The organism is Streptomyces sp. TOM-9 (assembly GCF_056858595.1).
Genome location: NZ_JBXEQB010000001.1, coordinates 331,643 through 345,247 on the forward strand (window position 1 = coordinate 331,643; position 13,605 = coordinate 345,247).

Here is a 13,605-nt window from a genome sequence, read left to right on the forward strand (position 1 = left end):
GGGCGCCGTTCCGGGCAGCACGAAGGGCGGGCGCGGAGTCGGCTCCGCGCCCGCCCCTGGGGGTCTTCCCGCGTCAGTCCACCGCGAGGGTGAAGACGTGGAGGTCCGTGTTCTCCGGGAGCTTCACGCTCGTGATGGTCTTGCCGTCCGGTGCCGAGAAGGGCTTGGTGGCGAAGACGTACGTGGCCACCGGGTCCTTGTCCGCGCCCGCGACGTTGCGGTAGGCGGTCTTGGCGACGACCTCGTTGCCGAACTTGACGCTGCCGCCGCCACCTCCCACGGTCCAGTCGGTGAAGGACAGGTCGACGGCGCCGGTGCTGCCGTCGGTGTAGGTGACCGTCGCCGTCGTCTGCTGGTCGCCGTTGACGGCGCTGCCGACGAACGACAACCGCGAGGCGGGCGTGGCCAGTTCGATGGTCTGGCCGGTCGCCGAGGCGTTGTCGGGGCGGCCGGCGGGGGAATCCGGCCAGGTGAACGCGAGGCCTCCGGTGACCGTGCCCTGCGTCCCGCCGGTGAGGCCGGCCGCGGCGAGCGCCTGACGGGAGTAGCTCCAGCCGCCGCCGTCGTAGTCCGCCTCGTCGTGGTCACCGGCGTCGTCCGAGACGCCCGTGCTGTTGTACGCCGCGATGAGGGAACCGGGAGCGGCCACCGTCAGCGACACCGGCTGCTCGTACGAGGTGTCCCCGTAGCTCACCGCCACCTTGGCGTCGTAGAAGCCCTGCTTGACGTCACCGGCGGTGGACAGGGTGATCTCCTGGGAGCCGTCCGTGAACTCCCCCTCCGCGGGCGACGCCGTGACGCCGTCGGGCACCTCGACGCGGAAGCGCACCTTCGGTGCGGCGCCGCCGCGCAGCGACAGGGCGCGGATGCCCACCTTGGTGCCGCCGCCCGGGGCGATCGTCGCCGTGGTCGGGCCGACGCCGACCTGGTGCGGCTGCTCACCCTCCCGGAACGAGGGCGGCGCGTCGGCCGCGTCCGCTCCCCAGCTGCGGTCCGCGGTGCGCGACAGGGTGTAGTCGAGCCTGCCGCCGTCCTCGACGAAGGAGGCGGGCAACCACGGCCGGTCACTGGCGCGTCCGTTGACCTTCAGCGATCGGACGTACGGCGCGTCGGCCGCCGCGCCCGCCGCGCGGATGGAGATGTCGTTCCCGGCCGGGCGGTCGATCTCGATCCGCGGGAACAGCGGGGATCCGAGGACGAGTTCGGCGCGGGAGGGCACCTGCGGGTACATGCCGAGCGCCGAGAAGACGTACCAGGACGACATCGCGCCGAGGTCGTCGTTGCCGGGGATGCCGCCCGGCTGCGTGGACCACAGGGCGCCCATCGCGGCCCGCACGGTCTCCTGCGTCTTGTAGGGTGCGCCGGCGTAGGCGTACAGGTACGGCACGTTGATCGACGGCTCGTTGTCCATCTCCGACTTCTCGCCGCCGCTGCCGGTGAAGGCCCACTTGCCGTCCGCCGTGTGGAAGAACGCGTCCAGCCGGTCGAGGGCCTCGTCGCGGCCGCCCATCGCCGCGAACAGGCCGGCCGGGTCGTGCTGCACCATCCAGGTGTACTGGGCGGCCGTGCCCTCGACGAAGCCGTTGCCGGTGGCCGGGGTGAACCCGGTGACCCAGCTGCCGTCGGCCGCGCGGTTGGCTATGTAACCGCCGCTCGGGTCGGCGGCGAGGTTGAAGTTGTTCTGCCACCACTGGGAGCGCCGGGCGAAGTCGGCGGCGGTGTGCTTCCGGCCCGCGGCCGAGGCGAGCTGCGAGAGGGCGAAGTCGGCGCCCGACATCTCCAGCGTCTCGGCGGCGCCGCCCCAGGCGTTGGAGACGGACGGCATGTAGTGCAGCTTCAGGTACTTGTCCAGCGACGGGCGCTGGCCCACGGAGAGGATCGGCTTGCCCACCGGCGACAGGTCGCGCTCCGTCGGCACGGTCGCGGCCTTCACCAGGGAGTCGAGCGCGCCGCGCAGGTCGAAGTCCGTGCCGCCGAAGGCCCGGATCCCGGCGAGGGCGGCCGGCGACGGGTCGCCGTTCATGACGTGCGTGCCGGAGGCACCGTGCAGCCAGCGGTCCCAGACGCCGCCGTTCTGCTGGGCGAGCTCGTACAGGGACTGGGCGATGTCCGAGCCGGTGCGCGGGCTCAGCAGGGTGAGCAGCTGCACCTGCGAGCGGTAGACGTCCCAGCCGGAGAAGGTGCCGTACTGCGCCTGGTGGCCGCGGGCCACCGTGTGGACCTCGCCGTCGCTGCCGCGGTATCTGCGGTCGGTGTCGCTGATGACGTTGGGGTGGATCAGCGCGTGGTAGAGGGCGGTGTAGAAGGTGCTGCGCTCGGCGTCCGTGCCACCGCCCACCTTGATCGCGCCCAGCCGGTCCCGCCACGCGCGACCGGCCGCCTCCCGTACCGAGTCGAAGGAGCGGTGCCGCGGGTTCTCGGCGGCGAGGTTGGCCTCGGCGCCCGCCTGGCTCACGTACGAGATGCCGACCTTGACGTTCACCGGTCCGCTGCCGGGCGCGAACTCCACCCAGCCGCCGGCGCCCTTGCCCGCGACCGGCGTCCCGCCGTGGGAGAAGCCTCCCGTGCCGCCCGAGGCGGTGGTGGAGCCGGGGGTCACCTTGTCGTCCTGCCAGGTGCCGGTCGCCTTGAAGGAGCGGTCGAAGCGGGCGGTGAAGAAGAGGGTGTAGTAGGAGCGTTGGCCCTCCGGGTCGAGGTAGCCGCAGAAGTTCCCGGAGGTGACCGAGCCGGAGACGGTACGGGTCTGCGGGTCGATGGTCACGGTGGAGTCCGTGGACCCGACCTCGGAGTTGGCGGTGCGGATCAGCATCGAGGCGGGCTTGTCCGCGGGGAAGGTGAAGCGGCCGGAGCCGGTGCGCGCGGTGGCCGTCAGGTCCGCCGTCACACCGGAGGACAGGCCCACCTTGTAGCGGCCCGGCTCGGCGGTCTCGTCGCCGTGCTTGAAGTCCGCGGCGTACACCGCGTCCTTGGTGTCCGCGGCGGGCGAGGTGGTGACCTCTCCGGCGTACGGGAGGAACGGGATGTCGCCGCTGCCGCCCGCGCAGCCGGTGCCTGACATGTGGGTGAGGCTGAACCCCCGGATGCGGGTCGCGTCGTAGTGGTAACCACCGGGCGCCGTGGTGCGGGTGGCGTCGCCGCGGGTGGTCTCGGGGCTCCAGGACAGCATGCCGAGGGGGACGACGGCGCCGGGGAAGACGTTGCCGCCGTTCTTGGTGCCGATCAGGGGGTCGACGTAGGCGGTGGGGTCCTGCACGAGATCGGGTGGCGGCGCGGCGGGCGCCGCGAGGGCGGGAGTGGCACCGCCGACCGCCAGGACGGCGGCCAGCAGAACGGACGTCGTACGCAAACGCATGACGCGGCCCTTCTTCTCTCGGACGGGTCGCGCACCACGGGTCACACAAGCCGCGGGGACAGTAGCGTGCCCCACCGGTGCGCCGGAAGACCGCCTCGGGTGCACGTCAACTCCCTTGACATCGTTGCCTTCTCAGCCGGTATAGTCATGCCCAGCTCAAATGACAACGTTGTCGCGCACCACGGTTCCACAAGCCCCCCACGCCCGGCACCGCTCTCCCCCGCATCCGCCTCGGCACCCGCAGGTCCCCCGCCCCGATCCAGCCCGACGACCCCGATCCGGTGCGGTCACGGGCCCTCTCGTGAACGGCCGGGGCGGTACCGGCGAGGGCTGACAACGCCGCGGCTGCACGCCGGGCCCGAAGGCTCCCGCGTGCAGCCGCGAGGTGGCACCTGCGCGGTCGCCGAAGGCGCACGCGGGGTCAGAACCAGTGCAGGCAGTGCGGGACGCGCTCCGCGCGGAAGAGGGCGTCGGCGAGGGTCGCGGCGTCCGGGCGGTGGGCCCGGATGTGTCCGGCACGCACGAGCGTGCTCGGGGTGGTACCGCCGAGGTAGACCGAGCCCAGGTCGCTCACGTCCAGGGACAGGTCGGGTTCCCGGTCCGTCGGGACGCACTCCGCCTTGGTGTCCCGGACGGTCAGCAGGTAGCGGCCGTGCTCGCCCAGGAACGGGTCGTCGACGTCGAGGACGAGTTCGCCGTCCGTGGACCAGCCGCGCGAGGTCAGTGCACGCGGGACGTCCAGCAGCCGCACCCAGAGCCAGTCGGTGTGGTTGCTCGCCTGGCCGGCACGGAAATCCGCGAACTGCCAGCGCAGCGGATGCTCGGGCGGGACGTGCTTGAACACGACCTGAGCCACCAGGTCGTGTCCGAGCACGAACCGGGCCAGGGCCGTGAACGCGGCCTCGTCGGTGGCGATGGTCTCGTCGACCGTCAAGGTGTCGGGCTCGCCGAGGGAGTAGCTGGCGTACCCGTCCGGCACGCCGTCGGCGTCACGGTGGACGGCGACGTAGCGCGGTGCCGGGGAGACCGGGGCCTGCCCCGCCCCCAGGGCCCACCAGCGGTGCGGCCGGGACAGCGCGCCGGGCTGTGCGCGGCGGTACCGGTCGTAGACCTCTTCCAGGATCTCTCCGCACTCGGCACGCCGCAGCACCTCGACCGAGCCGGTGTCCGGGACGGCCGCTGGGCCGCCGGCCGTTCCGCGCGCCCGGGGGACGGCGAGGGCGGCCTGGTGGCGCGGCACCGTCAGTCGACCCGTGTAGGTCGCCGGTCCGTAGCCGAACCTGCGGTAGATCAGGGCCTCGGAGGCCAGCAGCACGGAGAGGAACTCGCCGCGGGCCCGCAGTCCGGTGAGCTGATGGCGCATCATCGCGGTGAGCACGCCCTGACGCCGGTGCGAGGGCACGACACCGACGGCGGTGACGCCGGCGGCCGGGACGAGGACCTCACCTGGCAAGGTGAGCTCGAAGGAGTACGCACCGGCGGTGCCGATCGGCCGCCCGTCCGCCGTCGTGGCGAGCAGGTTGCGGTCCATTTCGAGCGCCGACCACCAGACCCCGCGGCCCTCGGCCGGGGTTTCCGGGAAGCGCCCGAACGCGGCATGGAGCGTGTCGACGAAGACGTCGAGGTCCTGGTCGGTCGTGGAACGGATCTCCATTGCTGCCGCTGCCTCCCCGGGATACCGGCACCACGCGTCGTGGTGACCCGCCACAGTGCAGCGTCGCCCCTCGGCAAGGTCAAGCGAATTACGGCCGGTCCCGGCCGCGGCCCGCTCGGGTGAGGCGTGACGGAGCCCGGGAGCATATCCAGCTGCCCGGGCTCCTGAGATGCCACCCAATTGCACACGCCGGCGGCGTTTAAGAGTCGCGGATCATTCTGAGATCGACGTGTTCTACCTTTGAACTACCGCGCCACGGAAGAGGCGCAGAGGGGAGTTGAACCCCCATCCGTCGATGATCGTCCGCGCTCGGTCGATCCGGCGTTCGGCGGCGAATGCTGAGACTGGAGCGAGAGTCTGAGATTGACGGGGCTGCCTCTACCGGTTGGGCCACCCCGGCCCGGTGTGCCGGGGGAGGGATTCGAACCCCCACTGATACCCCTGGTCAGCTTCAACATCAGTGTCAGCTTGCGCTCTCGGCGCACCCCCCGCTCTCACGAGGGGCGTTGATGGGGCTACCCGAACAGGTAGCCGAAGACCGCCTCCCCCACGCGCTGGTCGGTGACGTCCGCGCCGTTGGCCTCCTCGCGGGCGAACTTCACGGCCTGCTGCAGCTTCTCGACCCTGACGAGCAGCTCGTTCACGCGCCGCGCCGGGAGCGCGCCGGAGAACTTCACGGTCGTCCAGTACCCCACGGGCACGTCCTCGTAGTACACCTCGACCTGGGCCGGGTGCTTCTCCGTGGCCTCGGCCTTCACGTGGTTGCGCGGGACCTTCTTCGTGCGGATCGTCCGCACCGGCTCGGTCTTCCAGCAGTCCGTCGACGGGTCGGGGTTCCACGACTCGGACGCGTCCAGGACCGGCAGCTTGCGCACGAACGTGTGCAGGTCGGTGAGCTGCTTCTCCAGGAAGAGCAGGTACGGCACGGGGACCTGCGCGAGCAGCACCCTCCCGTCCACCACCACGTCGGCGGCCGCGGTCCGGTTGGCCCAGTCCTTGGTCGCCGTCACGTCGAAGAGCCGCGTCAGGGTGTCCCCGACCTCGTGCAGGACGTCCTCCGCCTTCACCTGGACCCGGGTGGACTCCGGGGGCAGTTGCTCGCCCTCCTCGTCCTTCGGCTGGTACGTCCGCGAGATCCCGGCGAGCAACGCGGGCTTCTGGACGTCGTGATGGGCCTGGGTCAATTCCTGGAGGGACTTGGACTTGACGCCCTTTTCCACGGCGATGATCTGATTGAGCTTCGGCACGTCAGCGAAATTAGCAGCGCCCGCCCGTACACACACCCGAATTTCGGGCCCACCGTGACGCACCGGTATCGTCGCCGTATGCCCGAGCTGATCGCGCCCACCACCCGTCTGCATTCCGCCTGGCTCGAGGCGCGGGACGAGTGGGGTCCCGGCCCGCACGAGGACGGCTTCGGCCTGGAGCCGTCCGACGAGGTCGACTCGCCGGACGGGTTCGCGGCCTGGGTGACGATGCTGGCCGGGCAGTCGGGGCCGGAGGCGGTGGAGGCGGGCCGCGGCTGCTGGTACCGGTGGATCGTCGAGGGCGACCGGGTGCACGGGGGCATCGCCCTGCGGCAGGGGCCCGACGACTACGTGCTGCGGTTCGGTCACATCGGCTACGGCATCCGGCCCTCCTCGCGCCGCCGTGGGCTGGCCACCTGGGCCCTCGGCGGGATGCTCCACGAGGCGCGCGGGCTCGGACTGGACCGGGTGCTGATCGTCTGCGAGGCGGCGAACACCGCCTCCGCCAGGACGATCGAACGCAACGGCGGCGTGCTCGAGGGCGTTGAGGAGGCCGGACCGGGTGGCGCCGTGCGACGCTACGGGGTCACGATCGCCTGACGCGGCTCAAGGGTGCAGCGCCCGCTGCAGGGCCTCGACGGCCAGCGTGCGGGCGACGACGGTCGCCTTGGAGTCCCGGAGGCTGTCGAGCATGAGGAAGTCGTGGACCATGCCGAGCACCCGCACCGCGGTGACGTCCACACCCGCCTCGCGCAGCTTGGCGGCGTAGGCCTCGCCCTCGTCGCGCAGTACGTCGGCCTCGTCGGTGATGACCAGGGTGGTGGGGAGGCCGCGCAGCTGCTCGACGTCGGCGCGCAGCGGGGACGCGTGGATCTCGGCGCGCTGTCCGGGGTCGCTGGTGTAGGCGTCCCAGAACCACTTCATCCCGTCGCGGGTGAGGTAGTAGCCCTCGGCGAACTGCTGGTAGGACGGCGTGTCGAAGTCGGCGTCGGTCACGGGGTAGAGCAGCACCTGGGCCGCCAGGTCGATGTCGCCGCGTTCCTTCGCCATCAGCGCGAAGACGGCCGACATGTTGCCGCCGACCGAGTCGCCGCAGACGGCCATCCGCGAGGCGTCCAGCTTCCGGTCCTCGCCGTTGCTCAGGATCCACTTCCCGACCGCGTAGTTCTGCTCGATCTGGGTGGGGTACTTCGCCTCGGGGGCCAGGTCGTAGACGGGGAAGACCACGGCGGCGTTCGTGCCGACCGCGAGTTCGCGCACGAGCCGGTCGTGGGTGTTCTCGTCGCCGAACACCCATCCGGCGCCGTGGATGTAGAACACGACCGGGAGGGTCTCCGTCGACCCTTCGGGACGGATGATGCGGGCACGGACGCTGCCGTACCGTCCGGCGTCGACGGTCACCCATTCCTCGTCCACCGCGGGCTTGGGCACGCCCTCGCCCGCCTGCAGGTCGTCGAGGATCTCGCGGCCGTCCGCCGGCGCGACCTCGTAGATGCGCGGGTGCTGTGCGGTCGCGTCCGCCAGTTCCTTGGCCGCGGGTTCCAGGACGGGTGCCGCGGACGGGGATTCGGGCATGGTGGGCCTCCTGCCGGAGAGGTTCCGTTTTTGGGCAGCGGAGGCGGTCGCAAGGACCGTGCCGGCCGCTGTTCCATCGTCCCTCGGCGGTTCGGCGCCGCAACTCCGGGAGATTCCGTGGTCGCAGAGCGCTCATGCGCGGGGCACACGCTGTCACTCCGCCGTGCGTGGGCGTCCGGCGGCGTGGTGCTTCGGGCCCGGCGGACTCCGTTCCCTACGATGCGCGGGTGCGATGCGCGATGTCCATTCCGCAGTTCCATGCGGACGGCGAGTTCGATCCCGCCGCCTTCCGCGTATTCCTGGCGCGCGTCGAGGAGTTGGGGTTCGACAGTGCCTGGACACAGGAACAGACGCTGGGCACGAAGCCGCAGCTCGCCCCGCTCGAGACGATGACCTTCGCCGCCGCGTGCACCGAGCGCCTGCGCCTGGGGTGCGTGGTCTTCGTGTCCACGCTGCACAGTCCGGTGCACCTGGCGAAGAGCATCGGTTCGCTGGACCAACTGAGCCGGGGCCGGATCGAGGTGGGATTCGGCACGAGAGGCCCGCAGCGGCCCTTCGCGGCGTTCGGCGTCGACCCGGAGCGCTACGTGGCCCGCTTCTACGAGGGCATGGAGGTCATGACCCGCCTGTGGCGTGAGCCCCGGGTCGACTTCTCCGGGGAATTCTGGCGGTTGAGCGACGCGGCGATGGAACCGAAACCGTTCCAGAAGCCCTTTCCCCCGGTGTGGTTCGGCGGCAGCGGGCACACCGCGCTGCGCCGCGCCGTGATGAGTCCGGGGCTCTTCACCGGCTTCTTCGGCGCGGGTCAGGTCCGGACGGAGAAGTTCGCCGACCAGGTCGCGATCGTGCGGCAGGCGCTGGCCGAGAGCGGCAGGCCGGTGGACGGCTTCGGGATCGCCAAGCGCGTCTACATCGCGGTGGACGACGACTCCCGGCGCGCCCGCGCCCGGATCGACGCCGAACTGGCGGCGCTGTACATGCGCAAGTCCCCCGAGACCGAGGCCGCCGCGATCACGGGGACCCCGGCGGAGTGCGTCCGGGCGCTGCGTGAGGTCGTCGCCGCCGGTGCGGAGCTCATCCTGTTCACGCCCCTGTTCGCGCCGGCCGAGCACGCCGAGCGCCTGGCCGCCGAGGTCGTGCCGGAGCTCGGCTGACGCACCCGCCGTGGCGGGTTCCCGGCTGCGGACCGAGCGCGGCCCGGCCGAAGGCCACGAGCCTGATCTGCCGGACCGGGCTCTGCGACGCCCGGAGGGCTGAGGCGGCGATCCGCGCCGCTTCCTCCGCCGGCTGGTCGTGGACGCCGGTGGCGATCGAGGGGAACGCGGTGCTCGTGGCCCCCAGCTCGTCCGCGCCCTGCGGGCAACGCCCGTAGGAGGAGGCGAGGACGTCGGCCTCTCCGTCGTCGCCGCCTCCCCCGCCGATCAGCGACTCGTCCGCCGCCTTCACGACGGCATCGGTGGGCGAGTCAGGCGCACATGGCGCTCCGTACGAGCGGAGCCCCCGCTCGTTTGCGTGTTCGTCGGTTGCTGTAGGGTCCAAGGCCATTGATCGTTGTACAAATCTTTACCGCCCGGAGGGGAACTCTTCATGCACATCCGTCGTCTTGTGGCGATCACCGCTGCGACCGGCACGCTCGCGCTCGGTCTCGCGGCCTGTGGTGACGCCACGAAGGAGGCGCCGAAGTCCGCGTCGACGCAGGGCTCCGCCAAGCCGGTGGAGAAGAAGGTCTCCCCCGTCGAAGCCGTGCGGAACGCCACCAAGGCGGTGGAGCAGCAGGCATCCGCGAAGGTCGCCGTCGACTCCGTCGACCCTGCGGACGGCAACACCAAGGCCGAGGGCACGCTGAGCTGGAAGAAGGGCTCCGAGGGGGCCGAGCTGAGCATGGACGCCGGTTCCGACGCCGACATGAAGGACATGGCCGGTCCGGACGGCAAGGTGCACATGACGATGGCGGACGGCAGCGTGTTCCTCCCGGTCGAGGGGGAGATGGCCGAGGCCGCGGGCGGCAAGAAGTGGCTGAAGCTCGACGGCTCATCCGCGGAGGACAACCCGGCCAAGGACCTGCCGCACGGCCCCGCCGCGGCCCTTGCCGCGCTGTCCACCGCGGCGGACCTCGCCGCGGCCGGCGAGGAGCAGGTGGCCGGCGCCGAGGCGACCCACTACACGGGCACCGTGGACATCAAGAAGCTCGCCGCCGACACCTCCGTCCTGGAGCTCATCACAAAGGACGAGCGCGACGCCTACATCGAGGAACTGCACTCCACCGGCCTCAAGAACACCGTCAAGATCGAGGCGTGGATCAGCGCCGACGACCTCGCGGTCAAGACCGTGGAGTCCGGTAAGACCGCCAAGGGCCCGGCCAAGCTGACCATCGCGTACTCCGGCTACGGCCAGACCTCCGCCATCAAGGCGCCTCCGGCCAAGGACGTCACCACGTTCGCCGAGATGATCCAGAACGCCGCCCAGGGCTGACGTCAACCCGTCGGTGGGTGCGCCGCGACCACGCGCACCCACCGACGCAGTGGGCCCGGTCGTCGGCGCGGGCCGCTTCGTACGACCGGCGACCCCGGGAGCCGGTAGCCGGGGGCCACCCGGGCAGCCCGTACCCTGAGGGGGCGATGAACCTCTTCAGCACGCCGTGGGGCGCACTCGAACTGACCCGATTCCCCGCGGAGCCGCGGGAGACGCTGCGGGCGTGGGACGCCGCGGACGACTACCTGTTGCGGCACCTCGCGGAGAACGGGACGGACCTGACGGGCACGACCGTCGTCCTCGGAGACCGCTGGGGGGCGCTGGCGACGGCGCTGGCGGCACACCGCCCCACGCAGATCACGGACTCCCACCTCGGGCAGCAGGCCACGCTGGCGAACCTGCGGCGCAACGCGCCGGACGCCGAGGTGCGGATGCTGACCACCCGCGACGAGCCTCCGGCGCGCATCGACGTGCTGCTCGTGCGGGTGCCCAAGAGCCTCGCGCTGCTGGAGGACCAGCTGCACCGGCTGGCCCCCGCACTGCACCCCGGCACCGTCGTCCTGGGCGCGGGCATGGTCACCGAGATCCACACGTCCACGCTGCGGCTCTTCGAGCGGGTCATCGGGCCGACCCGCACCTCGCTGGCGGTGCGCAAGGCCCGGCTGATCTTCAGCACCCCCGATCCGGCGGCGGCCCCCGGGGCGAACCCGTGGCCTTTGCGGTACGCGCTGCCCGACGGCATCGGCCCGCTGTCCGGCCGCACCGTCACCAACCACGCGGGCGTGTTCTGCGCCGATCACCTCGACATCGGCACGCGTTTCCTGCTGGAGCACCTGCCGGACCGCAAGGGCCCGGACCGTGTGGTCGACCTGGGCTGCGGCAACGGCGTGGTCGGGACCGCGGTGGCGCTGGCGAACCCCGACAGCGACGTGCTGTTCGTGGACGAGTCGCACCAGGCCGTCGCCTCCGCCGAGGAGACCTTCCACGACAACGTGGGTCCTGGGGGCAAGGCCCGGTTCCTCGTCGGGGACGCCGCCGACGCCGTGGCCGCCGTCCGGCCCGACGGCGCCGACCTCGTCCTCAACAACCCGCCGTTCCACTCCCACCAGGCGGTCACCGCCGCGACCGCCCACCGCATGTTCGTCACCGCCCGGTCCGCGCTGCGGCCCGGTGGTGAGCTGCTGGTCATCGGGAACCGGCATCTGGGCTACCACGTGCGCCTGCGGCGGCTCTTCGGGAACTGCGAGGTCGTCGCGTCGAATCCGAAGTTCGTGGTCCTGCGGGCCGTCAAGCGCTGACGCCGGGCCGCCGGAGTCTTGAGGTCGGGTGAACCGGGCAGGCGATCCTCATGGTGGACGAGACGTACGGCGGCGGACCGGAGGCGGGCGGACACCGTGCGGTGCCGCACACCGCCGATGTGCGGATAGAGGCGTGGGGGCCCACCAGGGAGCAGTGCCTGGTCGAGGCGGTGCTGGGCCTGGTCGAGTGCTTCGCGGACGTCGCCGGGGTGCGGCCGGCGCGCGTGCGGCGGATACCGGTGGCCGACGCCGCCGACGACGACCTGCTGGCGGACCTGCTGGACGAGGTCATCTTCCGGCTCGAGGTGCACGGGGAGGTGCCCGTCGACGTCGAGGCGGAGTCGGACGCCGACGGGCTGGACGTACGGATGGCGATGGCCGACGTGAGGTCGGTCGAGGTCACCGGCGCGGTGCCGAAGGCGGTCTCGCTCAACGAACTCCACCTGGCGCCCGGCCCGTACGGATGGACCTGCGCGGCGACGGTCGACGTCTGAAAGACGGCGGCGGACCTCCGAACGGCGGCGGTCCACGGCGGGCCTAACCCTTCACCACGCCCAGGGGCACCAGGCGGACGACCTTGCGGCACAGTCCGGCGCCCTCGCTCGCCTCCACCACCGCCGAGACGTCCTTGTACGCCTCGGGCGTCTCCTCGGCGAGGCCGCGCCAGGACGAGGCGCGGACCGCGATCCCGCGGGCCTCCAGCCGGGCCCGCAGCTCCCTGCCGCTGACCCCTCGCGCGGCCTGGTGCCGGCTCTTCTCCCGGCCCGCCCCGTGGCAGGTCGAGTGGAAGGCGTCGCCACGGGGAACGCCGGTGAGGACGTACGAGCAGGTGCCCATGGTGCCGGGGATGAGCACGGGCTGGCCGGCGCCGCGCAGGTCGGCGGGCAGGTCCGGGTGACCGGGCGGGAGCGCCCGGGTGGCGCCCTTGCGGTGGACGCAGAGGGTGCGCCGCGCGCCCGCGCCCTCCACGTCGTGCTCCTCGATCTTCGCCAGGTTGTGGGACACGTCGTAGACGAGGGTCAGACGGACCCCCGCCTCGCGGCGGAAGACACGGCGGGACAGCTCGCCGAGGAGCTGGCGGTTGGCCCGGGCGTAGTTTGCCGCTGCCGCCATCGCGCCGAGGTAGGCGCGGCCCTCCGGCGAGTCCACGGGGACGCAGGCGAGCTGCCGGTCGGGGACCTCGATGCCGTACCGCCGCATGGTCCGGTCCATGGCCCGCACGTGGTCGGAGCAGATCTGGTGCCCCAGTCCCCGGGAACCGCAGTGGATCATCACGCAGACCTGGCCGAGCGCGAGTCCGAAGGCGGCGGCGACCGCTTCGTCGTACACCTCGGCGACCTCCTGCACCTCGAGGAAGTGGTTGCCCGAGCCGAGGCTGCCGACCTGCCCGAGGCCGCGTTCCCTGGCGCGTGCGCTCACCTGTCCGGGGTCGGCGTCGGCCACGGTGCCCTCGTCCTCGCACCGCCGCAGGTCGCCGTCCTCGCCGTGGCCCTCCTCCACGGCGTAGCGGGACCCGCCGGTCAGCACGCGTTCCAGCCGGCGGTCGCTGCCCAGGTGCCAGACGGCTCCGGTGACGGCGCCGCGGGGTGTGTCCTGGCCCAGTCCGTCCATGATCGCGGGCAGGGCGGGTCCGACCGTCCGCCGGTCGCAGTCGGCCGCCAGCAGGCGCACGCCGCAGGAGATGTCGAAGCCCACCCCGCCCGGGGAGACCACGCCGCCGTCGGCGACGTCGGTGGCGGCCACGCCTCCGATGGGGAAGCCGTAGCCCCAGTGGACGTCGGGCATGGCGTAGGAGGCGCCGACGATGCCGGGCAGCGTCGCCACGTTGACGACCTGCTCCAGGGCCTTCTCGGCATGGCCGATCAGGTCGCGCGAGGCGAACACGACGCCGGGTACGCGCATCAGCGCCCGCGGAGCGATGCGGAAACGGTAGGGGCCCTCTTCCACGACATCCATCACAGCCTCCGGGGCCGGTGGCCGGTCAACGCCCCCTATGTTTCGCGTTGC

Annotated in this window: 11 protein-coding genes; 5 read left to right on the forward strand and 6 right to left on the reverse strand. The window is 72.0% G+C overall.

What is annotated here, in order from left to right; all coding sequences use genetic code 11:
• Positions 1-73 precede the first annotated feature (73 nt).
• The 3 genes from AC1VWI_RS01510 to AC1VWI_RS01520 form a co-directional block, all read right to left on the reverse strand.
• On the reverse strand, positions 74-3,352 hold the full coding sequence (locus AC1VWI_RS01510) for a GH92 family glycosyl hydrolase (protein ID WP_499509041.1): 3,279 nt from the start codon (positions 3,350-3,352) through the stop codon (positions 74-76).
• Between the two features lie 421 nt (positions 3,353-3,773).
• Positions 3,774-5,006, reverse strand: a complete 1,233-nt coding sequence (locus AC1VWI_RS01515) for a GNAT family N-acetyltransferase (RefSeq protein WP_499509042.1) — start codon at positions 5,004-5,006, stop codon at positions 3,774-3,776.
• A gap of 515 nt (positions 5,007-5,521) precedes the next feature.
• On the reverse strand, positions 5,522-6,253 hold the full coding sequence (locus AC1VWI_RS01520) for a DUF7873 family protein (RefSeq protein WP_499509043.1): 732 nt from the start codon (positions 6,251-6,253) through the stop codon (positions 5,522-5,524).
• A gap of 78 nt (positions 6,254-6,331) precedes the next feature.
• Between AC1VWI_RS01520 and AC1VWI_RS01525 the strand changes: the two genes are divergently transcribed.
• Positions 6,332-6,853, forward strand: a complete 522-nt coding sequence (locus tag AC1VWI_RS01525) for a GNAT family N-acetyltransferase (RefSeq protein ID WP_499509044.1) — start codon at positions 6,332-6,334, stop codon at positions 6,851-6,853.
• 6 nt (positions 6,854-6,859) lie between these two features.
• Here AC1VWI_RS01525 and AC1VWI_RS01530 read toward each other — a convergent pair whose 3' ends face one another.
• Positions 6,860-7,828 carry an alpha/beta hydrolase gene (locus tag AC1VWI_RS01530; protein WP_499509045.1) on the reverse strand — a complete coding sequence of 323 codons (969 nt, stop codon included), beginning with the start codon at positions 7,826-7,828 and terminating at the stop codon, positions 6,860-6,862.
• A 239-nt stretch (positions 7,829-8,067) separates the two neighbouring features.
• On the opposite strand from AC1VWI_RS01530, the gene AC1VWI_RS01535 reads away from it, so the two are divergent.
• Positions 8,068-8,982, forward strand: a complete 915-nt coding sequence (locus AC1VWI_RS01535) for an LLM class flavin-dependent oxidoreductase (RefSeq protein ID WP_499509046.1) — start codon at positions 8,068-8,070, stop codon at positions 8,980-8,982.
• Here the strand turns inward: AC1VWI_RS01535 and AC1VWI_RS01540 are convergent.
• Entirely contained in the window at positions 8,912-9,373 is a 462-nt protein-coding gene (locus tag AC1VWI_RS01540; protein ID WP_499509047.1) for a macro domain-containing protein, read from the reverse strand. The genes AC1VWI_RS01535 and AC1VWI_RS01540 overlap by 71 nt on opposite strands.
• A 42-nt stretch (positions 9,374-9,415) precedes the next feature.
• Between AC1VWI_RS01540 and AC1VWI_RS01545 the strand changes: the two genes are divergently transcribed.
• The 3 genes from AC1VWI_RS01545 (at position 9,416) to AC1VWI_RS01555 (ending at position 12,092) form a co-directional block, all read left to right on the forward strand.
• On the forward strand, positions 9,416-10,300 hold the full coding sequence (locus AC1VWI_RS01545; protein ID WP_499509048.1) for an SCO4651 family lipoprotein: 885 nt from the start codon (positions 9,416-9,418) through the stop codon (positions 10,298-10,300).
• A gap of 146 nt (positions 10,301-10,446) precedes the next feature.
• Positions 10,447-11,598, forward strand: coding sequence for a methyltransferase (locus tag AC1VWI_RS01550; protein ID WP_499509049.1), 1,152 nt, complete (start codon positions 10,447-10,449; stop codon positions 11,596-11,598).
• Positions 11,599-11,648: 50 nt separating this feature from the next.
• Positions 11,649-12,092: an archease gene (locus AC1VWI_RS01555; protein ID WP_499509050.1), complete on the forward strand. Its 444-nt coding sequence runs from the start codon at positions 11,649-11,651 to the stop codon at positions 12,090-12,092.
• Between the two features lie 43 nt (positions 12,093-12,135).
• On the opposite strand, the gene AC1VWI_RS01560 is transcribed toward AC1VWI_RS01555, so the two are convergent.
• Entirely contained in the window at positions 12,136-13,554 is a 1,419-nt protein-coding gene (locus AC1VWI_RS01560) for an RtcB family protein (RefSeq protein WP_499509051.1), read from the reverse strand.
• Between the last annotated feature and the right edge of the window lie 51 nt (positions 13,555-13,605).